General features: G+C 35.0%; 23 protein-coding genes. 18 read left to right on the top strand and 5 right to left on the bottom strand.

Annotated elements, in window-relative coordinates; all coding sequences use genetic code 11:
* Nucleotides 1-422: 422 nt before the first annotated feature.
* Genes ACRD62_RS17305 through nrfH form a run of 4 tightly spaced genes read right to left on the bottom strand, consistent with a single transcriptional unit; the run spans nt 423 to nt 4,536 of the window.
* Nucleotides 423-1,208, bottom strand: coding sequence for a cytochrome c biogenesis protein (locus ACRD62_RS17305; RefSeq protein ID WP_430821363.1), 786 nt, complete (start codon nt 1,206-1,208; stop codon nt 423-425).
* Nucleotides 1,208-2,428, bottom strand: coding sequence for a cytochrome c biogenesis ResB family protein (locus ACRD62_RS17300; RefSeq protein WP_430821362.1), 1,221 nt, complete (start codon nt 2,426-2,428; stop codon nt 1,208-1,210). Before ACRD62_RS17300 ends, ACRD62_RS17305 begins: the two co-directional genes overlap by 1 nt.
* Nucleotides 2,429-2,439: 11 nt before the next feature.
* The gene (gene nrfA / locus ACRD62_RS17295) at nt 2,440-3,939 is read right to left on the bottom strand and encodes an ammonia-forming cytochrome c nitrite reductase (RefSeq protein ID WP_301192545.1); all 1,500 of its coding nucleotides are present in this window, start codon (nt 3,937-3,939) and stop codon (nt 2,440-2,442) included.
* Between the two features lie 9 nt (nt 3,940-3,948).
* Entirely contained in the window at nt 3,949-4,536 is a 588-nt protein-coding gene (nrfH, locus tag ACRD62_RS17290) for a cytochrome c nitrite reductase small subunit (protein ID WP_301192544.1), read from the bottom strand.
* Nucleotides 4,537-4,804: 268 nt separating this feature from the next.
* On the opposite strand from nrfH, the gene ACRD62_RS17285 reads away from it, so the two are divergent.
* From ACRD62_RS17285 to ACRD62_RS17215, 15 genes are all read left to right on the top strand, one after another.
* Complete coding sequence (locus ACRD62_RS17285; RefSeq protein ID WP_430821361.1) at nt 4,805-6,313, top strand: PepSY domain-containing protein; 1,509 nt, start codon at nt 4,805-4,807, stop codon at nt 6,311-6,313.
* A gap of 116 nt (nt 6,314-6,429) precedes the next feature.
* Nucleotides 6,430-7,002, top strand: a complete 573-nt coding sequence (locus ACRD62_RS17280) for a TetR/AcrR family transcriptional regulator (RefSeq protein WP_301192542.1) — start codon at nt 6,430-6,432, stop codon at nt 7,000-7,002.
* Between the two features lie 13 nt (nt 7,003-7,015).
* On the top strand, nt 7,016-7,354 hold the full coding sequence (locus ACRD62_RS17275) for a cupin domain-containing protein (RefSeq protein ID WP_120271230.1): 339 nt from the start codon (nt 7,016-7,018) through the stop codon (nt 7,352-7,354).
* A gap of 88 nt (nt 7,355-7,442) precedes the next feature.
* Nucleotides 7,443-9,761, top strand: coding sequence for an efflux RND transporter permease subunit (locus ACRD62_RS17270; RefSeq protein WP_430821360.1), 2,319 nt, complete (start codon nt 7,443-7,445; stop codon nt 9,759-9,761).
* Nucleotides 9,762-9,772: 11 nt separating this feature from the next.
* Nucleotides 9,773-10,543: an outer membrane lipoprotein-sorting protein gene (locus ACRD62_RS17265; protein WP_120271232.1), complete on the top strand. Its 771-nt coding sequence runs from the start codon at nt 9,773-9,775 to the stop codon at nt 10,541-10,543.
* A gap of 24 nt (nt 10,544-10,567) precedes the next feature.
* Nucleotides 10,568-10,798 (top strand): DUF2798 domain-containing protein, encoded by a 231-nt coding sequence (locus tag ACRD62_RS17260; RefSeq protein WP_120271233.1) that lies wholly within the window; start codon nt 10,568-10,570, stop codon nt 10,796-10,798.
* 2 nt (nt 10,799-10,800) lie between these two features.
* Nucleotides 10,801-12,051: a DUF1302 family protein gene (locus tag ACRD62_RS17255; protein ID WP_301192539.1), complete on the top strand. Its 1,251-nt coding sequence runs from the start codon at nt 10,801-10,803 to the stop codon at nt 12,049-12,051.
* Nucleotides 12,051-12,470, top strand: a complete 420-nt coding sequence (locus tag ACRD62_RS17250; protein ID WP_301192538.1) for a DUF2147 domain-containing protein — start codon at nt 12,051-12,053, stop codon at nt 12,468-12,470. The genes ACRD62_RS17255 and ACRD62_RS17250 overlap by 1 nt, the downstream gene beginning before the upstream one ends.
* 44 nt (nt 12,471-12,514) lie before the next feature.
* The gene (locus ACRD62_RS17245) at nt 12,515-13,342 is read left to right on the top strand and encodes a metallophosphoesterase family protein (RefSeq protein ID WP_321411618.1); all 828 of its coding nucleotides are present in this window, start codon (nt 12,515-12,517) and stop codon (nt 13,340-13,342) included.
* Nucleotides 13,311-13,943 (top strand): hypothetical protein, encoded by a 633-nt coding sequence (locus tag ACRD62_RS17240; RefSeq protein WP_301192535.1) that lies wholly within the window; start codon nt 13,311-13,313, stop codon nt 13,941-13,943. The genes ACRD62_RS17245 and ACRD62_RS17240 overlap by 32 nt, the downstream gene beginning before the upstream one ends.
* A 5-nt stretch (nt 13,944-13,948) precedes the next feature.
* The gene (locus ACRD62_RS17235; protein WP_301192534.1) at nt 13,949-14,845 is read left to right on the top strand and encodes a hypothetical protein; all 897 of its coding nucleotides are present in this window, start codon (nt 13,949-13,951) and stop codon (nt 14,843-14,845) included.
* Between the two features lie 30 nt (nt 14,846-14,875).
* A complete protein-coding gene (locus tag ACRD62_RS17230) occupies nt 14,876-15,331 on the top strand; it encodes a TetR/AcrR family transcriptional regulator (RefSeq protein ID WP_301192533.1) in 456 nt (151 codons plus the stop codon).
* A 167-nt stretch (nt 15,332-15,498) separates the two neighbouring features.
* The gene (locus ACRD62_RS17225; RefSeq protein WP_301192532.1) at nt 15,499-16,752 is read left to right on the top strand and encodes a DUF438 domain-containing protein; all 1,254 of its coding nucleotides are present in this window, start codon (nt 15,499-15,501) and stop codon (nt 16,750-16,752) included.
* Nucleotides 16,745-17,269 carry a DUF1858 domain-containing protein gene (locus tag ACRD62_RS17220; RefSeq protein ID WP_301192531.1) on the top strand — a complete coding sequence of 175 codons (525 nt, stop codon included), beginning with the start codon at nt 16,745-16,747 and terminating at the stop codon, nt 17,267-17,269. The genes ACRD62_RS17225 and ACRD62_RS17220 overlap by 8 nt, the downstream gene beginning before the upstream one ends.
* Before the next feature lie 7 nt (nt 17,270-17,276).
* Nucleotides 17,277-17,804 carry a hypothetical protein gene (locus tag ACRD62_RS17215; RefSeq protein WP_301192530.1) on the top strand — a complete coding sequence of 176 codons (528 nt, stop codon included), beginning with the start codon at nt 17,277-17,279 and terminating at the stop codon, nt 17,802-17,804.
* Nucleotides 17,805-17,826: 22 nt separating this feature from the next.
* Here the strand turns inward: ACRD62_RS17215 and ACRD62_RS17210 are convergent, their stop codons facing one another.
* Nucleotides 17,827-18,429: a Crp/Fnr family transcriptional regulator gene (locus ACRD62_RS17210; protein ID WP_301192548.1), complete on the bottom strand. Its 603-nt coding sequence runs from the start codon at nt 18,427-18,429 to the stop codon at nt 17,827-17,829.
* 312 nt (nt 18,430-18,741) lie between these two features.
* Between ACRD62_RS17210 and hcp the strand changes: the two genes are divergently transcribed.
* The 3 genes from hcp (at nt 18,742) to ACRD62_RS17195 (ending at nt 22,047) form a co-directional block, all read left to right on the top strand.
* A complete protein-coding gene (hcp, locus tag ACRD62_RS17205; RefSeq protein ID WP_430821359.1) occupies nt 18,742-20,385 on the top strand; it encodes a hydroxylamine reductase in 1,644 nt (547 codons plus the stop codon).
* 109 nt (nt 20,386-20,494) lie between these two features.
* Entirely contained in the window at nt 20,495-20,806 is a 312-nt protein-coding gene (locus ACRD62_RS17200) for a cupin domain-containing protein (RefSeq protein WP_430821358.1), read from the top strand.
* Between the two features lie 50 nt (nt 20,807-20,856).
* On the top strand, nt 20,857-22,047 hold the full coding sequence (locus tag ACRD62_RS17195) for a DUF438 domain-containing protein (RefSeq protein ID WP_430821357.1): 1,191 nt from the start codon (nt 20,857-20,859) through the stop codon (nt 22,045-22,047).
* The last annotated feature ends 18 nt before the right edge of the window (nt 22,048-22,065 follow it).

Here is a 22,065-nt window from a genome sequence, read left to right as displayed (position 1 = left end):
TATAGCTTCGCTACTTATCAAAATAAATTTGCATATTTATGTCTTTTTGATAGCTTACGCTATAAGTGCATCGCTACCCATGCGAGGCACACACATTTTGTATAAGTAATGGCAGGCAAAGTGGTAAATATTAAGGTTCGTAGCCCGCTCAAACTGCGTAGCGGTTTGACAGGAAATTACCACGCAATCTGCCACTACTCATACAATCAACCGTGAAAAGGTAAAGTTATAACCTTGCAACGAGCTTACATACAGCAACATAAAGAAGCTTGCTTGAACTTTAAGGGAATACAATTTGCCATACAATAGGAAAAACAAAACAACTAAAATAAAGCAAAAAAACTGTTGATAACTTTTATATTTTTTTATTTGTTGGCATAATAATTTAGATGTTTTTAGAGAATCTGACCATACTTTTTATTTTAACTCGAATAAACATGCACACTATTTTGTGCTGCCGGAAGGTAGTTAATGCCAAACCAACAAATAAGAAGAACAACAAAAGCTAACATTAAAATCAGAAAAACGCTTTTGTGGCTTAAATTACTTTTTATCCTGAAATGGATATAAATTAAGTAAACAGCCCATGTAAGAAATGCCCATGTCTCTTTGGGATCCCATGTCCAATAATGCCCCCATGCTTCTTTTGCCCATAAAGCCCCAAAAATAAGTCCTAACGTAAGGAAGCCAAAGCCGATATAAACAATGTTATCTGTTTTTAGTACAAAATCCTCTTTCAGATTATCTTTTCTAATAGCATATAATCCTAGCAATCCGAAGAGTGCAGATAAGCCTAATAAGGCGTAAGCAATCATATACACTATTACATGAGGTACAAACCAAATGCTTTGCAATGCTGGCATTAGTGTTTTACTGTGAATATCAGGATTTAGGTAGTTCAATAATAAAAACAGGATTGCCATTCCAAGTGAATACATAAGCATTAACTTGATTTTCCATCGCTTAAATATTACATAGCCTGAAATTGCCAGGAAGAATGAATACCAAAGTCTAGTCTCTCCAAGAGTTCTTAATGGTGGGCGTTGAAGATTAGTCCAAAGCAAAATAATAAATACAGCCAGACTTAAAGTTCCAAGAATTGCAGTCAAATTGGCCATTTTGCTCATCTTGTCTGAAAGTGAAGTGCCAATGGCCAGCATCCATGTTACCAAGGAAATAATTGCGAATATTTCAAAATTATGCCACATTACACGTCCTCCTTCCTTTTACCAGTCCATATCAGATAGAAAGTTCCTGCAATGAGTAAGAAGAATCCTAAATATACCGATGGCAACCAAGGGTCTTTAACCAGTTCCAAAATGCTTTTCGTTGACCAACGTCCCATTGTTTCATCATAACTTGTCTGATAAATCTTCCATCCGGCAATCTTGATTGGTTTATTTACCTCGATGATGGTGTCATATACTGCTCCGGCTTTTTCATAAACCGTAATTTCAGACAGGAAACGTTTTGCTTCGGGTTTGGTCATAAGCATTATTGTGCTTGAATCAATCTGATGCATTTCCTGACGATACAAAATGCTTGGACTTGAAATCCAAATAGTATCAACCTTTTCATTAAAAGATTTTAGAATCTTTAAGGATTGAGTTGCCCCCATACCCAGAACAGGTTCAAACCTATTCATAACAGGAGCTGAACTCATTAATAGTTTATCAATTTTAAAATCAAAATCCTTATAGTTGAATTGTAAGCCCTCGTGAGGGTCTATCATTAAGGGTTTGTTGTTTTGGTTGATTATTTCTCCTGTACTGCTTTCCACAAAAGCAATTTTTGCAGGGTATTCTTCAATGGAGAAGTCTCGTAGCTTTATAGCAAAATTTAATTCTTCTGTTCTATTTCCGTTTTCAATTCCATACCAGGTAGTTTTGCCTTCTTCAAGATACATATTCAGTTTTTGTATGTCTCCTGCACCTAAATGAGCTGATGCAATACACAGCCATAAACCGAAATGGTTTAGAAAGAAACCGATATTCTTTTTGGAAAGCTTGGTGATGCGTTTAATGGTTACTGTTCCAAGTATGATTAAAAAGAAAACCACTCCGATTGTATATGTCCAGCTCGATGTAACATCGTAAAGAAAGAATAAAGAATCTGATGATTTTTGTGGAATTAAAGCTAACAATAGGGATGGTACAACAAATAGAGTTACCCCGGCAATTGATGCTGGAACACTATAAAACCATTTGAAAACCGCTCTTTTTTTTGATAACAGATATAGCAATAACGATAAGTTTGCTAATAGTGCTATTGAAACAAGATTGGCTGGCCAAGATATTTTAGGCACTGTAGTACCTGTTATAAATTCAATTCCTAATGATGCCAAAAATAAGGCAAAGGCTATTAAGAAGCTTTCGGGATACTTCCAGGGAAGTACCCATAAGCTCTTTTTTTCTTTAGTATTTTGCAAGGTAATTTATTCTAATATTTCGATTCTCTTTGACTGGCTTCTTCAAGCCATTGTGGAACCACAGTTCCTAAAAATTCTTCTTTGTCAGAATTTAGTGTAGCCATATCTAAACCAATATATTCCTGGGCTTTCGCTTTGGTTGAAATATCAGGTATTTCAACTTCTTTATTATGACCAAGGTCAGCTAATAAACGAGTAAGTTTAATTCTTGCTTCTTGTGCAATATTGATACCCGATGAAACAATACGACCTGTTTCAACAGGTGAGTGGAATGATGCACCATGAGCAGCGACAGAATAATCCCAACGCCATTGAGCATGTCGAATATCCATAAGTATTGCTTGCATTTGTTCCTCGTTTGCTCCATTGTCCCAAGCAGCTTTAGCTTCTACGTGGGCTTTAACCAATAAATCTTCTAGAATATTTACATTTTCTTTAATCTTATCCTGACGAGAATATACATCGGCAATGAGTTTATGAGCCTCTTCACGGTGACAAACTTGACATGAATTGGCGACATTATTAAGAGGACTTTGAATGTGATGGTCTGTAAATTTCACACCTCCTTGGCTTTTATATGGCATGTGACAATCAGCACAAGATACACCACGTTCCGCATGCACACCTGTTAAGTAAGTTTCATAACCTGGGTGTTGGGCTTTTAACATTGGGGCTTTACTTAGTTTATGCGTCCAGTCACTAAAATTCATATTGTCATAGTATTCTTCAGCAGCTTCAACGGTCATACCATTATCCCAAGGGAAGGTTAAATATGGAACTCCTTCAATTTTCTTTTTATTAAAATAGTATTCCACATGGCATTGTGCACAAACCAAGCTTCTCATTTCCTGATGCGTGGCTTTGCTTATGTCTTTTCCTTGTCTTTCAAATGCTTCAATTAATGCAGGGCGAGAAATGCGTAGTTGCATAGTATTTACATCGTGACAATCGGCACAACCAATTGGGTTCACAATCTCAGCTCCCCACTTTTCCCATGAACCTTTATAGAACTCTGCAATTCCAACTTCATTCATCATTCTTGGAACATCGGGGCTTTTACAAGTCCAGCATGTGTTGGGCATAGGGCTTTTTACACTATCATTCGGTGCTCCAGTTCTAAGAATATTACGAACATCTTCTACTGCATAATAATGTCCTCGCCCTTGGTTATATTCTTTTGAAAAACCATATCCTGCCCAAAGAACTACCATTCTTGGGTCTTCCTCTAATTCATCAATTGTAGCAGAACCATTGTATTTACTTCTAAAGATGGTGTCAGAGGTTTGATAATAAGATTCAAACTCACGAGGAAAGTTAGCACCCCATTTTTCGTTACGGGGTTCAAACTGAGAAAAATCGTTTTTAGGCGCATAGGCAAACACCGCTTCGCTTCTTCTTTCTACAACACTAGATGCTAACAATCCTAAAAGGAATACAACTACAATTGTTCCGAGGAAAAGAACCCAGCCTTTCCAAGGTTTTTCTTTGATTTGTTCGCTGAATGATTTCATAGAGTTTCGTTATTTTTTTGTTTCTTTTAATGCTTCCTTTAACCAATCGGGTACAGGACTTTCGGGTAACGGTACTTTAGCATTAGGCGTACTCGAAAGGCTGTTCACCCTGCCATGAGGAACTTCACGATGGCATTCCCAACAAGTTCTGTCAGTTCTGTCAGAATGAAAATCGCCATGAATGGTATTCATTTTTGCATCCGTAATAAGGTTACTATGGCAACGAATACAATTTTGTTGCACTACATGATGTCCTTCTTCTTTTATTTGTATTACCTGCGGTTCAGCACGCATAGTAAAAATAGAAGCGTGTCGCATTCCATCTTTCCCTTTGAAATAGTATTTATTGAATACGTTATTGTGAGGTACATGGCAATCGTTACAGTTTGCCCATTCACGATGAGAACTGTGCATCCATGTAGCATATTGCGGAGCCATGATGTGGCAATTTACGCAGGTTTTTGGGTCATCGGACAGGTAAGATGATGCATTGGAGACATAGAATAGAAAGAAAAAAAGACCTAACAGAATTGCTGAAACGATAATGACAGGTATCTTCCATTTATCAGGAGGTAAAATCTTTTTCAATATGCTCATAGCCTCAAAATTCGTTTTTACATTAAAACTATCCTCCCCACAAATTCATTATTTCAAAACAATGAAAACTCAACCTTCTAATGCAAATATATGTTACCAAGAACAAAGAAGCTGTACCATATGTTACAGCTTGCAATTTTTCTGTTTTTTAATATTGCATTAGATAAATTTAAGAAATTTTCAAGAAACAGAAATAACAATATTTATCTTTTTAGGCATTTAAGCTATTGTTATTTAGATAAAAACAAACTCACAGACAGTTTACTTTATGGGAAAACTATATAAGAAACTACATAAATGGCCAGGGCTAATCATAGCCTTCCTGCTTTTATATTTCTCAATTACAGGTATCATTATGAATCATCGTGAATTCTTCTCTGGTATTGATATTTCACGTAACAATCTTCCAAAAGAATTCCGTTATCAGAATTGGAATAATAGTGCTGTTAAAGGCAATCTTATTTTAAATGCCGATAGCATTTTAGTATATGGTAATATTGGGGTATGGCTTACCGATTCAAATTTTACTGATTATAGTTCATTCAATTATGGTTTCCCAAATGGAAGCGATAACCGTAAGGTTTTTGACCTGTATCAATCAAATGACGGAAATCTATATACAGCAACGCAATTTGGTTTGTTTGCTTTTAGTAAGGAGAAAAAGCAATGGATAAAGTTTGAATTGGATGTTGACATTAAACGCTTTGTGGCAATTGAATGTGTCAACGATACGCTCTATGTATTAAATCGTTCCTATTTATTTAAAGGTAAGTCGGAAGGAATAAATACCCAATTTGAGAAAATTGAACTTAAACAACCACGAGATTACAAAAATGAAGTTTCGCTTTTTGAAACCATGTGGCAGATTCATTCAGGTGAAATTTTTGGGATTCCCGGAAAGCTGTTTGTTGATGCTTTGGGGGTAATAACCATTTTCTTATCGCTGACAGGAATTATTTATTTCTTTTTCCCCGGATGGATAAAGAGAAGAAAGAAGAAGTCGAAAAAAGTAACATCAATTGTAAAGACTAACCGATGGTCTTTAAAATGGCACAATAAAACAGGAGCCTGGTTATTTGTGTGCCTGATAGTCTTGTTTTTTACAGGTATGTTCTTGCGACCTCCGCTACTTATTGCAATAGCGTATTCAAAAGTAAGCCCTGTAAAATATTCTCATCTCGACCAGCCTAATCCCTGGTACGATAAATTGAGGGACATAAAATTTGATAGTGAACGAAATGAATTCCTTCTGGCAACTTCGGAAGGCATCTTCTATATGGATAAAGACCGTCTTGCACCAATTGCTTTTAAAATTCAGCCTCCTGTAAGTGTTATGGGAATTAATGTGCTTGAGCCATTTAATGACGGGGCGTACATTATCGGTTCGTTCAGCGGTTTGTTTTTATGGCATCCGGCTCATCCTGAAATTTATAATTATGCGCAGGGGAAATTACATGTAGGCAATACAACAGGCAGACCGATTGGTGATTTTAAAGTTACTGGATTAGTAACGGATTTGGTAGGTAAGCAATATATGATAGACTACGATAAAGGTGCAGTTCCTTTATATCATGAAATGAAATTCCCTGAAATGCCTAATAATATTCTTAAAGAATCTAAAATGTCACTATGGAACTTATCGCTCGAAATTCATACGGGACGTTTCTTTCGTTTTCTTCTTGGTGATTTTTATATCCTCTTAGTTCCCTTATCAGGATTGGTAAGCGTTATGGTTGTATTGAGCGGATATTTGCTTTGGAGAAAGAAGTTTCGGTAAAATAATTTCTTTAATTACTGACAGTAAGTGTTATATGGGGTTTTAATGAAAATTAATTGAAAAAAAAGCATAAGTTAGCGAACATTAACTAACTTTGTTTCGTAATAAGAAATATGATGCAAACAGAAAGACAAATACAAATAATTGAAGAATCAATAAAACTCATAGCTTTGAAAGGTATTCAGGGTTTTACGATAAAAAACTTATCTAAAGCAATAGGTATTTCAGAACCTGCAATTTATCGTCATTTTGAAAGCAAAACAGCTATTTTGGTTGCAATACTTGATAGTTTCAAAGAAATGGCCGGAATGATGTCGTCATTACCTTTTGATGAGGAGCAACCCGCAGTTGAAAAAATTGCCTTTATTTTTTTTAGAATGCTTGATGTTTTTACTGAACAGCCTACCATCATACCTATTGTATTTGCAGAAGAGATATTCAAAAACGATAATATGCTGAAAGAAAAGATTAACGAAATACAAAACCTGAATTTGCAGAAGATAGAAACAATCATTGAGCAAGGACAGGAAGCAGGCAATGTAAGACAGGATATTGATAAATCATCGCTTGCAATAATATTTTTAGGTTCTTTTCGCTTGCTTATTAAACGTTGGGATTTAAACAATTATAATTTCGACTTAAAAGAAGAAGGAACAAAGCTTGTAAATTCATTTAAACTAATATTATAAAATATTTAATCGTATGAAAATTGTAAAAGTTTCAGAAACAGAAATTAAGCAAACTCCGCATAAGATTGATGCACGAGAGCTTTATAATCACGACAATGCACAAGTGGTTCATATTATGTTGAAACCGGGAGAAAGTCTTAAACCTCATAAAACTCCCGTTGATGTATTTTTCTATGTATTGGAAGGAAGTCCTGATATTTTTATTGGTGATGAAAAGCAGACTGTACCTCAAGATAATTTAGTCGAAAGCCCTAAGAATATAACACATTATTTTGCGAATAACACAGAAAATAATGTTCGTGTTCTTGTTGTAAAAGCACCCAAACCAATGGAACAAACAAAACTGTTATAACTGAAATACTGCTCAATAAGGAAAGCGATTTATAGAATCGTTTTTTTTTAAACAAATAGTTAGTGAGTATTAACAAACATATAAAATTATGGAAAATTTATTGACAAAATTGTTACGCTACAAATGGCTTACCATGTTATTCATTGCAATGATTTCTGTGTATTTTATTTCTGAAATGAAAGAGAATACACGCATGGAAACCGACTTGGACGAATACATGCCCAAAGACCACCCAGCGTTTGTTTATAGTGACGAAGCTGAAAGTTGGTTTAATATTAAAGACGGTATAGTAGTGGCTGTTGAAAACAAATCAGGCATTTACAACACTGCAACACTTGATACGCTGAAACAGCTTACCAAACGCTTACAGAAGTTTGAAGAAATAGATAAAGATGATGTAAAATCACTTTATAATGCCGATAATATTGTGGGGTCAGATGGGAGTCTGGATGTGAAACGCTTTTACAAACGTGTTCCAAAAGCAGAGGAAGAATTACAGGAACTGAGAAAAAGTGTTCGAGAAAATGAAATGGTTTATGGACGCTTTATATCCACAAACGAGCAGGTTGCAGTTATTATTGCAGAAATTGGCGATGATGTGTTTTCTCAAGAGTTTTATAACAATATTCTTAAAACTGTAAAACAATCAGAAACAGATGATATAACTATCCATGTAGCTGGTCGTCCAATTGTTGAAGGCGAAATGGCGTTGCTTGCCCCTGCTGATATGAAAAAAATGGTTCCAATCGTGATATTGGTAATACTAATTGTTCTTTTCATCACTTTAAGAAGTATTAAAAGCACTTTCATCACTCTTGGCGTGGTTTTTCTTTCTACAGTTTGGGCTTTTGGTCTAATGGCGAGTGTAGGAATTCCAATTTACGCTGTTTCAACCATGATTCCGGTAATGCTCATAGCCATAGGGGTAGCCGATGGCATTCATTTATATAGTCATCTTCAAACCTATATGGCTCACAATCCCGGAGTTTCAAAAAAAGAAGCGGTAAGCGAAATGCTCAACCACATGTGGAAACCTGTGGTTATGACTTCAATTACTACTGCTGTTGGCTTTATTTCATTGCTAACATCGGAGGTATATCCAGTAAAATATTTCGGAATCTTTACTGCTTTCGGAGTAATGGCAGCCATGTTTTTCTCCTTGATATTCTTGCCTGCCGGAATCATGATTTTTGGTTTGCCAAAAGTCAAAAAAGCTAATATTGATAATGATATGGAAGGACATTCGCATTCAAAGTTGGCAAATAGTTCTGCTGCATGGATAGTGAAGAATAAATATGTTTCGATTCTGGCAACAGTTGTTATTGTTGCAATATCAATAGTTGGAATGCAAAAAATATGGATTAACTCCAGCTTCCTGGATAAGTTTGAGAAAGACAGCGATATTGTTCAAACAGATAAGTTTATCAATGAAAATTTTGGCGGTACCAGTACATTAAATCTCATTTTGGATGCCAATGGCAAAAAAGATGTTTTTAAAAATCCGGAAGTACTCAAACTTGTGGATAGAATGCAACAGGATGTGGATGCCCAATTGGAGGTTGTTGGCAATAAATTCTCACTTACCGATTACATTAAACGCATGAACAAGGTAATGAATTCCGATAACGAAGCATTTAATACGATACCCAACAGCAATGAGATGATAGCTCAGTACCTTTTACTTTATGAAATGTCAGGTGACCCGGAGAACCTAACCAAAGTAGCAGATTACGATTACGCCAAACTCAACATTACATTTCAGTTAAAGAAGGACGATTCAAAATCAATAAATGCCGCACTTGATATAATTAATTCTTATGAAGATGATTTTGAAACACTTGATATTTCAATGAATTATGCAGGAAGCGGATACAAAGGGCTTGTTTTTACAGACCTCATTCTGGAAGGTCAGATAAAAAGCCTAATCATGTCCATTTTAATTATCATAATCTTGTTGTCTCTAATGTTCAGAAACCTTGTGGTCGGTTTAATAAGTGCTGTTCCAATTATTTTAACGGCTCTTATCAGTTTCGGCATTATGGGCTTCCTGAATATTCCTCTTAGCACAACAACAGCATTACTTTCAAGTATTGCAATAGGTATCGGTATTGATTATGCCGTTCATTTTCTGGAACAATACCGTACAAATGCAGCTAATTACAACGATAAGTATAAAGCGGCACAACTTACTATGGCACATTCAGGTAAAGCTATAATATTTAATGCCATTGTTGTAATCGCAGGCTTTATGGTATTACTTTTTTCAGTGTTCCCTCCAAACCGGGAACTTGGGGCGTTAGTATCGCTCAATATGTTTACCAGCTTCGCAGGAACACTCACTATTATGCTGGTACTGCTATACATCGGCAATATTTTCATCAAAAAGAATAATAATAAAAACAATTAAAATTTTAAGGTATGAAAACAATAAAATTAATAGCAATAGCATTGCTTACAATAATCGGATTAAGCGCAAATGCACAGCTTACAGGCGAACAGATAGTAGAGAAAGCGTATAACCGTGAAACCGGAAACGACCAAACATCAACACTTACCATGACCCTTACAAATGCTTCAGGGCAAAACAGGGTGCGTACCATTCAGCAATACACCAAAGATTTTGGCGACAACGAAAAAAGCATTATGTTTTTCCAAGCTCCTGCCGATGTAAAGAACACTTCTTTTATGAACTGGAGCTACGATACCGACCAAGCGGATGACCAATGGATTTATCTTCCGGCATTAAAAAGGGTAAAACGGATTTCAAGCGATAGCAAAAGTGACTACTTCATGGGGTCTGATTTTACGTATGACGACTTAGGAGACCGCAAGCTAAATGCAGATATACATAAACTGCTCCGTGAAGAAACTATAAATAGCAAGGCGTGTTACGTTGTAGAAAGCATCTCCAAGGATGAAGAATATATGTATTCCAAAACAATTACATGGATTGATAAAGAAACCTTTATTGGTGTAAAGAAAGAGTTCTATGATGAAGATGAAGAATTGCTTAAAATTCTGACCATTAAAAAAGTTGAGACAATTTCAGGGTTTCAGATTATCACCAATTCGGAAATGAAGAATATTCAGAAAAATCATTCTACCAGTATGGTATTAACAAACGTGAAAGTTAACACAGGCATTCCAGCCAGTAATTTCTCTGAGCGAATGATGACGAGAGGAATATAATATTAAGATTTTAATCAGACGGAAATGAAAATAAACAAAAAATACGAAGTGCCTTTAACTCTTTTTTTAATGGTATCAATTATGACATCTGTTATAACTTTTGCAAGTATAGCAATGCATCATGGTATAAGCCAGGGATTTATCACAAAATGGATACAAATGTGGGGGATGGCTTTTTCAATGGCATATCCGTTGGTTTTAGTAATCATGTCACCAATAAAAAGATTTGTAGCGCAACTTGTTAAAAACGAATAAATATGAGAAAGAATATAGCAATATTACTAATAGGCTTAGTGTCAGGTTTCGCAACCATGGCACAAAGCCCTGATATTTCCGGTTTTGTAAGAACCTATGAAGGTGTTAACACGGAAACAGGTGATTTCTCTATTATCCAGCAAACCGCCAGTCTTAACTTTGAAAAACGAGGCGAAAAGGTATCTTTCAAAGCTAATCCAATGCTATACTTGTATAATACCGATAGCTTGCAACTTCGACTAAGAGAAGTATACATGGATATGTACTTTAAAAACTTTGATATCCGTATTGGTAAGCAACAAATAGTGTGGGGCAAAGCCGATGGCGTGTTTATAACTGATATTGTTTCACCTCTTGACCTATCGGAGTTCCTCCTTCCTGATTTTGATGAAATACGCCAAGGTGTTATTGCGTCTAAGATTGACTATTATATTGGCAACAGTACCATTGAGGCTATCTGGATGCCTGCTTTTTCTCCCAATCTTCGACCCGATGCTCGTTCTGATTGGTATATAGCTCCTGATTTTCCTGTTACTCCTACATTTGATTGGAGTAAAAATGCGGTAAATCCTTCACTGGAAAACAGTGAACTGTTTCTTAAATGGTCGGCTATGACCTCAAAAATTGATTTTGAACTGATGGGCGGTTACACATGGGATGATAATCCGGCAATGCATGTTCAGAAAACAATTTCAATAGACACAATACAAGGAGTACCTACACCTGTTTTAACCGGAATATCGGTAACTCCCCAACATCATAGACTTTCTGTGATTGGAGGTTCATTTAGTACTGAAATAAAAGGTATTATTCTAAGAGGTGAAGGAGCTTATTACAATGGTAAATATTTTCAAACAGAAAACCCGATTGCCAATGATGCTTTGGTGCAAAAAGATTATTTAAACTATGTCGTTGGGCTGGATTTCAGTATTAAAGACATAAAATTAAGTACCCAGTTTATCCAGAAATATATCATAGATTTTGAAGAAGGAATAAACGAAAATGAATTCCACAATACAGCCACCTTTCTGGCTCGATATGATATGATGCGGGAAACGCTGCACCTTGAACTATTTTCTTATATAGGCTTGTCTGACAGCGATGCCCTGATACGTCCAAAAATAAGCTATGATTTTGATGATAGTTTTTCGCTGCTCTTCGGGGCTAATATTTTTGTTGGTGATGAAGGCGGTCAGTTTGGGCAATACCAGGATAATTCAATGATTTATACTAAAATAAAATATAGTTTTTAATGGAAAGGTCTGTACTAATTGGCATTATAATGTTTCTTGGTTCATTCATTGCCGCAGCACAATCAGCAGATGATATAATTGGTACTTACCATTTGCCAAATGATCTGGATGTAGAAATATACAAACATAACAACAAGTATTACGGTAAAATAATAGCACTTAATAATTTTGAGAACGGGCAGTTAAAAGACATACATAATTCTGATAAAACAAAGCAAGATGAACCTTTACTTGGAAAAATAATTATTCAGGATTTGGTATATAATTCACTTGATAAGAATTGGATTAATGGCAAAATGTATAGTTCAGAAAAAGGTATAGTTTTCAATTTTAAAGTAGTTGCAATAAATAGAAATGAAATTGAAATAGAGGGCTCTAAATATTTCTTCAGCAAAACTATGCAGTGGAATATATTGTAGGTTAGTTTAATTTAATTTATCACCCAAATCAGCATTACTATATAATGAAATACAAACATTCTATTATACTTTTTTTTATAGGTTTTGTGTTTATAGGTCTTAATTCCTGTGAAATTAATTTTGATTATTCTCCGTATGTAATTGATTTCTCAGATAATGAAAAACAGGTTCATCTGAAAAATCTAAATAAGTTAATAGAGCAAAATACAAACGATGATACATTGAGAATTGCTTTTACAGGCGACAGCCATCGTTTTTATGATGAATTGAACGCTTTTACTCAAGCCGTAAATTCAAAAAACTTTGAACAAGCAATTGACTTAGTAATTCATGTTGGTGATTTGGCTGATTTTGGGTTACCTCTGCAATACCAATGGGGTAATAACATCTTAAAACAACTTGAAATTCCTTATTTTGTAGTGGTTGGAAATCATGATTTAGTAGGGAATGGATTAAGCGCTTATAAAGAAATGTTTGGTACAATAGATTTAAGCTTTATATATAGAGGCATAAAGTTTATTTTCCTTAATACAAATAGCAGGGAGTTTAATTTTGATGGTTCAGTCCCTAATTTAAAATGGCTTAATAATGAAATACAGCCAAGTCCCGATTTTACATTTGCAATAGTAATATTTCATGTTCCTCCCGGTGATGCTGATTTTGATACAGTCTTGGAATCTGATTTTGAGGAGATTCTTTCCCTGCATAATAATGTAATTTTTACAGCGCATGGTCATTTGCATGGATATGAGTACTATAGACCATATAGTGATAGTATTCCTTATGTAAATGTTTATGGTGTTGAAAACAATAAGTTTAATCTGATTAAAATAATAGGGCATGATTTCATGGTTGAGACACACAGTTTTTAGAGTACTATTACCATTTGGGATATTTATTTGTGTTCATAGTATGCCTATTTATGCTCAAAATAATGAAAAAGACACAGCAAAATGGTTAGACAATTATTTACCTGATTATGTTAAGTTTCAGTTTGCGGGAGGTATTGGCTTTTTATCGGGTGGTGTAGGTTATACTTTTTTTAATCATAGGCTTGATGTAACCTTATTTTATGGTTATGTGCCAAAGGCTTATAGTCTCGATAATTTACATAGTATTAGTTTACAATTAACGGCAAAACTGATACAAATACCATTATCAAACGAAATGGTATTGCTTCCTCTTAATTTTGGTTGGTTTGCACATCATACTTTCGGCAGTGAATATTGGGTTACACTTCCTGATAATTATCCCGATGATTATTATTGGTGGTCTCCGGGTCGTAACGCGGGAGTATTTGTTGGTGCAGAACTTAAAACTAAATTACTAGCCACTAAAACCCCTGCTTCTGGTATGTCATTTTATTGGCGAGTAGGAACACGTGGTTTATATCTAGCAAGTATTGCACAAAATTCAGTGATTCCCATTGCCGATATTATTGAATTTGGTTTTGGAATTGCACTATACAGGTAAAAAACATGTGGAAACTAGTTATTCTGCTTTGGGCATTATTTTTTGTAAATGCCGTTAAAAGTCAACAAAAAAACGATTCACTAACTTCCATCGCATTAACAACAATTGCACAAGTGAATCAAGGGAATAGTTATATTACTTTTCCTACAGATATTGGTAATATTGAACCTTTATGGTTCGAGGCAAATCTAATTCCTAACTTCTATATTCGACAAAGTTCAAATTCTCGTTTGATTGGTGTATTAACCCCTCAAATTATAATTCGCATGTATCAGGAGGCTTCTTTTCCAGTTCGCACCCCAAGTTATATGCCTCAAGTTACTGTGTATTATTTGCTTAATAGAAATCAAAAGAATAATACACTGAGTGCATACGGGCGGTTAGCTCACCATTCCAATGGGCAGGATGGTGATTTTCTATATGATGATGGGAGAATAAATAGAATTTCAGGAAGCTTTTCTACAAACTATTTTGAAGGAGGACTAATTGCAACCAATAAAAATCAATTCTTCAATGCATACCAGTTTTTTAAGACTTCATTTGAACTTCATCCTTATGGTGCAACAACTCCCGAATTGGATGATGTTTATGGTCATTATCGTTGGAATACAGCGTTTTCAATATTTAAACTGAAGAACGAAAATTTAGTGAGGGATAAAAAAAATCCGGCAATTTCTTTAAAAGGTGACTTTACATGGTTTTTGGGATCGTTTAACAATTTAAATACATTGGATTTTCAAAGATTAAGCTTTGGTTTGACTTTTTATTATCATCCCCATTTTTTAGAAGATATTGGTTTGTTTATTCAGATGTATCATGGCTCGGATTATTACAATATATATTACGATCATTACCTTAATATAATTCGTTTTGGGCTAATGACTGAAAAATTACGATTCTAATTATTTGTGTTTAACTAACAATCAATTACAATGGAAACAAGTCAACGAATTTACGATGCAGCAAAACATGCATTTCTTAAATTTGGTTACCATGGAACAACAATTGATAAAATTGCCAGGTACGCAGGCTCCGGTAAAGCAATGGTTCATTACTATTATAAATCTAAAGATGAATTGTTTAAATTGATATTTAGAGATTATATTATGTTGCTGTCTGATGCATTAAATAAGCATAAAGCAGAAAAATCACATCCTATTAATCAAGGGATTGAATATCCTGAACTATATGAAATAGCGTGGTTCATAGCAAGTGAGTTTAAGTATAACCATGAATTAGCAATAAAAACAATTCGGGAGAATAAAGAACTGACAGCCATTTTTCTAAAATCATATAACAATCCTGGTTGGTTAGAGAATTTTCAAAATATTATTACTGCACAATTACAGGCAATATTTATTAGAAATAATTTCAAAATTCAGAATTAGTATTAATAATAATCCGGCTTTTGCAATCGTGGTATAAGATTGAAATAACAGGACTATAAGCAGGTACGAACAATTTGACAAAACATAACAATCACGTTTTTGTTTAACTTACACATTAAATCTATAACTTGTATCTATGATGATTTTATTAAAAAAATTCAATTGTTATGAGCGAACTTATTAATAACTCAAAATATCGTAAAGAGCGATTAAAAGAACTGATTCTAAAACTACACCAGGGAGAATCGGCAGAAGCTGTAAAAAAAGAACTGGTTGAAACACTTAAAAATATTCCTTACGGTGAAGTAGTTGAAGTAGAACAGGAACTAATGCAGGAAGGCTTGCCCGAAGAAGAAGTTTTGAAACTTTGTGATGTTCATGGTTCGGTTCTCGAAGGAAACGTAGATTTAACAGGAGCAAAAGATATACCTGCCGGGCATCCGGTTGATGTTTTTAAGAATGAGAATATTGAGCTGAAGAAAGTAGCCGAAAAATCGAAAACCCTTTTAAAGGCATTAAGTGCAGTTGATGATTCGGAGTTTCAACAATTTATATTCGGATTACAAGGTGTGTTTAATCAATTGATGGATGTTGACAAGCATTACCTTCGTAAAGAGTATCTTGTATTTCCACACTTAGAAAAAAATGAGATTACCGGCCCACCCAAAGTAATGTGGGGTAAACATGATGAAATCAGGGAACAGTTAAAAGGTTGTATCGAGGTTTTAAACTCAAAAGATATTACAAAGACCGATTTAGTTGATTCTCTCGATTTGTTGTTTTTCCCGACTCTGCAAGCCGTAGTTGATATGGTACAGAAAGAGGAAGAAATTCTGTTTCCTATGAGTATGGATGTGCTAACTACAGAGGATTGGTGGAGCATACATAAACAAACCCTTGAATTTGGTTTTTGCCTTTACGACCCACAAGTTGAATGGAAACCAGAAGGGTTGACAGATGATAAAGATGAAACAGGAGTTTCTTCTGACGGAAGCATTCAATTACCATCAGGCAGTTTCTCCGCAAAGGAAATAATGGCAATCCTAAATTCCGTTCCCTTCGATATGACCTTTGTAGATAAAAACGACAAAGTAAAGTATTTCACACAAGGAAAAGAGCGGATATTTGTCCGCAACCGTTCTATTATCAATCGTGATGTACGTTTGTGCCATCCTCCCGGAAGTACCCATATTGTTGAGAAAATTTTGGAAGACTTTAAATCGGGCAAAGCATCTCATGCTCCGTTTTGGATTCAGATGAAAGGCAAGTTTATTAAGATTGAATACTTTGCCTTACGTGGCGAAGATGGTGAATACCTTGGTACACTTGAAGTTTCTCAGGATTTATCTGAGAACAGGGCTTTAGAAGGTGAAAGACGTATTTTAGAATATACAGACAATAAAGAATCAAATAATGGATAAACTAATAATTACTCCCAAAACGAAGATATTTGACTTGTTGGAAGCATATCCTCAGATAGAGGATGTGCTAATATCTGTTGCTCCACCATTTAAAAAATTGAAAAATCCTGTATTACGAAAAACCATTACAAAGATTACAACTTTAAGTCAGGCATCTGTAATTGGTGGTATCAAAGTTGAAGAACTCATTAACAAGCTTCGTGCAGAAGTAGGGCAATCAGCAACCGACTCAATTGAAGCAGAAGACAGCAAATATACTACTGAAAAACCTGATTGGTTTGATGAATCGAATATCTCTGAATCAATAGACATAAGAGAAATGCTAAATGCAGGAGAACAGCCAGTGCATGAAGTATTAGCTTTATTGAAGAAACTTGATTCAGGAAAAATCTTAAAAGTAATTGCACCGTTCATTCCAGTACCACTTATTGATAAGTCACTAAGTTTGAACTATGAGCATTGGTTGGATAAAAATGGGAATGAAGAATTTTTTGTGTATTTCAGAAATCATTCATAACGAAAATATGAAACAAATACTATTAACGATATTAAGTCTGGTTTTTATTGTTCAATTGGGGCAAGCTCAAGACAATAAATTTGAACGATTAGAATTTCTATTGGGGAATTGGCATGGAACAGGTTCTGGCTTCGGTAACAATAATTCAGTCATTGAATCCAGTTTCAATTTGGTTATGGATGACAATTACATTGAAGTAAGCAACGAATCTAAATTCGAACCCACAGAAAAGAATCCGGAAGGTGAACATCATATCGACAAAGGCTTTATTAGTTTTGATAAAACCCGAAGTGCAATTGTCTTTCGGCAATTCAACAACGAAGGATATTATAACCAGTATGTGCTGGTTGATTCATTATCGAACGATACAAAATTGGTGTTCTACACCGAATTTATCGAAAACTTTGTACCCGGAGGAAAAGCTCGCTGGATTATAAAAAAGCTCTCAGAAACGGAAATAGAAACGACATTTGATGTTTCATTTCCCAATAAGGAATACACTTGTTTTGGGACGAATAAACTTACCAAGCAATGATTTGAAAGGTCATTGCTTATTTTTACTTTAGCAATCCCGAAAGTGCTTTTTTATCCACAATTTTTATATTTCGTCCATCTGCTTCGATAATGCCCTCATTATGCATTTCACGAATTACCCTTCCCAGCGATGGACGTGAAATACCAAATATATTGGCAAGTTCACTCTGCGAATTTTTAAGCGTAAATTCCGTTTTACCTTCTCGTCTGACCTGTTCAAGCAGATAATTTGCAAACTTACCACGAATAGATTGCAAGCCCAATAGCTTAATCTTTTTGGTTAGTTTTTGCGCACGGTTTGAAATAATATCGAGATAGTTTTTAAGAACGGTATTTTCATTACAAAATAAATTCATTAAGTCTTGTCTGGGAATATATAATATTTTAGTTTCTTCGACGGCTATTACATCAACAGGAAGTGTATTATCCTCACCGAATAAGAATGCAGAAGCTATTGTATCCGGGGCATGAAGTTCTTCAATACGTAAGGACTTTCCCTGAAAATCCATCATTTCGCCAACAGCAGCTCCTTTAACAATAATTTTCAGGCTATTGCATTTATCTCCACTACTGGCAATCAGTTCATCTTTTTTGTATGTTTTTACCTGGTGGTGGACTTTTTTAATTATTTGGCCAATTTCTTCCGATTTTAAATCCTTAAAAATATAGCTCGATTGTAGCGCATCTACATAATTTAAAAAGCAGAAACTACATTTATCATTACAAGGCTGAATATATTTTTCATTAAAACATTTTTTTCTGTTGTTATATTCCTCATATACCGTGATTTAGAAAGTTTTTTTACACAAAAATAGAAAAAAATACGCTTCCTGTAACATATGTTACAACTATTGCTTTGAAAATGCCACAACTTTGTATTGTTGATTTGAAAAAATAACTTTTCAGAAATAGAAATAAAAACTTAAAATGATAAAATTATGAGCATGTTTTGTTATCAATGTCAGGAAGCAGCAAAAGGAGAAGGTTGTACCATCAAAGGTGTTTGTGGAAAAGAAGATTCAACGGCAAACCTACAGGATTTGTTAGTGTATGTCACCAAAGGAGTATCATTGGTTACTGAAATTGCAAAGAAAAATTCCGTTGCAATTGACAAAGCCGACAAGTTTGTATTTGAAGCATTATTTGTAACCATTACCAACGCTAATTTCGATGATAATAAAATCACCGATAAAATTATTGAAGGTATTAAGGTGCGTGATGCTTTAAAGAAAGAACTGGAAGATAAAGGCGTAGAAATCCCAAACCTTCCGGCTAATGCGACTTGGGTTGCAGAGGGCGAAGAAGCAATTAAAGCAAAAAGTGAGATTGTTGGAATTTTAACTGAACAAAACGAAGATATTCGTTCATTAAAAGAGTTGTTAACCTACGGATTAAAAGGGATGGCTGCTTACGCCGAACATGCTTTTAATTTAGGATATACTGACGAGAAAGTATTTGCATTTATGCACAAGGCATTAGTTGCCACTACCCGAACTGATATTACAGTTGATGCATTGGTTGGCTTAACTTTGGAATGCGGTGAGTATGGGGTAAATGTGATGGCTTTATTAGACAAAGCAAATACCGAATCTTATGGAAATCCTGAAATTACAAAAGTAAATATTGGTGTTCGTAATAATCCGGCTATCCTTATTAGCGGTCACGACCTGAAAGATATGGAAGAGCTGTTAAAGCAAACCGATGGAACCGGAGTTGATGTTTACACACACAGCGAAATGTTACCAGCTCACTATTACCCTGCATTTAAAAAGTACGAACACTTTGTAGGAAATTACGGTAACGCATGGTGGAAACAAAAAGAAGAATTTGAATCATTTAACGGTGCAATTCTATTCACGACTAACTGTATTGTTCCTCCAAAGGATAGTTACAAAGACAGAGTTTATACAACTGGTGCATCAGGTTTCGATGGTTGTACTCATATTCCGGACAGACAAGACGGACAACCAAAAGATTTTTCTGCAATCATTGAACACGCTAAAAGATTACCTGCTCCAACTGAAATTGAAACAGGAGAAATTGTTGGTGGATTTGCACACAACCAGGTATTACAATTAGCAGACAAGGTAGTTGATGCTGTTAAAACAGGTGCAATCAAGAAATTCCTTGTAATGGCAGGATGTGACGGTAGAATGAAAGGACGTGAATACTATACTGATTTTGCAGAGCAGTTACCGCAAGATACTGTTATTCTTACAGCAGGATGTGCGAAATATCGTTACAACAAATTACCATTGGGTGATATAGGTGGCATTCCTCGTGTATTGGATGCAGGACAATGTAACGATTCATATTCTTTGGCTGTTGTAGCTCTTAAACTAAAAGAAGTATTTGAATTGAATGATATTAACGAATTACCGATTGCATACAACATTGCATGGTACGAGCAAAAGGCTGTGATTGTATTATTAGCTCTATTACACTTAGGAGTAAAAAACATTCACCTGGGGCCAACATTACCAGCTTTCCTTTCTCCAAATGTTGCAAATGTTTTAGTTGAGAACTTTGGGATTGCAGGAATTGGAACTGTTGAAGAAGATTTGAAGCTTCATTTGGCTTAATATAAAACATACTCATTTTTAAACGCTGCAAAAGAGATATTTTGCAGCGTTTCTTTTATCTAATAAAATTTTAATCGTAAATTTTATTATCAATTTCAAGATTTAAACGATGATTTATCCTTATTACGAGAAAAGTGCAGTACTGAAAACAGAGCAAGCGTATGGCTACCTATTGGCAGAAACAGATAACAATGATATTGTTGAATTACACATTTTAAAAAATGGTTTGGTTCCGGCACATGCACTCCCTGTTGATGTTGTTTTTTATGTTATTTCAGGCAGAGGGAAAATCACTATCGCAAATGAAATTACCAATGCCTTGAAAGGAGATGTTATTACCGTGAAAAAAAACTTGGACAGAACATGGCAAAATCCTTTTGACGAACCTTTGAAGCTTCTGGTAATTAAACAGAAACCTTAATTGGGATTTCTTGTTAATTTTTTTATTGAAGGTAATTAAAACAAATGCTTATGTCGGAATTTACAAATACAAAACAGGCAAGGGTAGAAAAGTTGCTTGAGGTTTCTAAATTAATTTTAGAAACTGGTAATGCTCATTCGTTTATAGTTGATAACAAGGATTTTATTCCTACGGTAATACCTGCTGATTTTATAACCCTCTTTGACGAGATTATAAAACAAGGGCACAAGATGGAGGATATAAAAGTGCTGACAAATAAAGTCCTGAATATTTTCCATGTTCCTATACGTGATTTTGTAAGAGTTGAACCCAAACCGGATTCATTTCTTGGTGTGCTAGAACAGAATAACCATGAAATGGAGGTGCTTTTGGATAAAATCCGTCCTTTTTTTAAGCAATTTGTGAAGGAAACCGACAATACTGACTTGCATAAAAAACTTATAGAACTGTTTACTCAACTCGAAGTATTTCCAAAGCAGTATACAATAAAGGAAAATGTTCTATTCCCAATTATTGAAGAAACATGGCCGGACTATCGCTGTTTACAGATTATGTGGTCATTTCACGATGATATTCGCAGGAATATTAAATCCGTTATTACTCAATTACAGGAAGGAAATATAGACCTAAAAATTTTCAATAAATGTGTAGGTGATATATTCTTTAATATGCATGCCATTAAATTCAGGGAAGAGCGTATTCTCTTTCCTTGCATATTATCAACCATCAGCGAAAGCCAGTTAGAAAAGATGAATCGTGAAGGCTTTGAGCTGGGCTATCCATTTATTCAACCTAATTTAAAGATGGACAAAGAATTCAAACCAGATTATGAAGGAAACCTTGTAAATCTTGGAACGGGCAAAGTAAGTATCGAGCAAATCAAACTCATTTTTAATCACCTTCCGGTGGATATTACTTTTGTTGATGAAAACAACAAAGTTTGCTATTTCTCAACACCACCTAAACGAATTTTTCCTCGAACAACTGCAATTATCGGGCGTGAAGTAAGTAACTGCCATCCGCCTGAAAGTGTTCATGTAGTTGAACAAATTGTAGAATCGTTCAGAAGTGGAGAAAAAGACCAGGCTGATTTTTGGATTAAAATGCGAGGGGAATATATCCTTATTCAATATTTTGCTGTTCGTGACGAAAACGGAAACTACAAAGGCGTTATTGAAGTCTCTCAGGAAATTTCGGGCATTAAGGCTTTGGAAGGGGAAAAGAGGTTGTTGGATTGGTAGATATTTCGGAAGGGATAT

This window comes from Carboxylicivirga caseinilyticus, assembly GCF_050589785.1.
In the GTDB taxonomy this organism is placed as follows: Bacteria; Bacteroidota; Bacteroidia; order Bacteroidales; family Marinilabiliaceae; genus Carboxylicivirga; species Carboxylicivirga caseinilyticus.
This window is presented reverse-complemented; position numbering and strand designations above follow the sequence as displayed.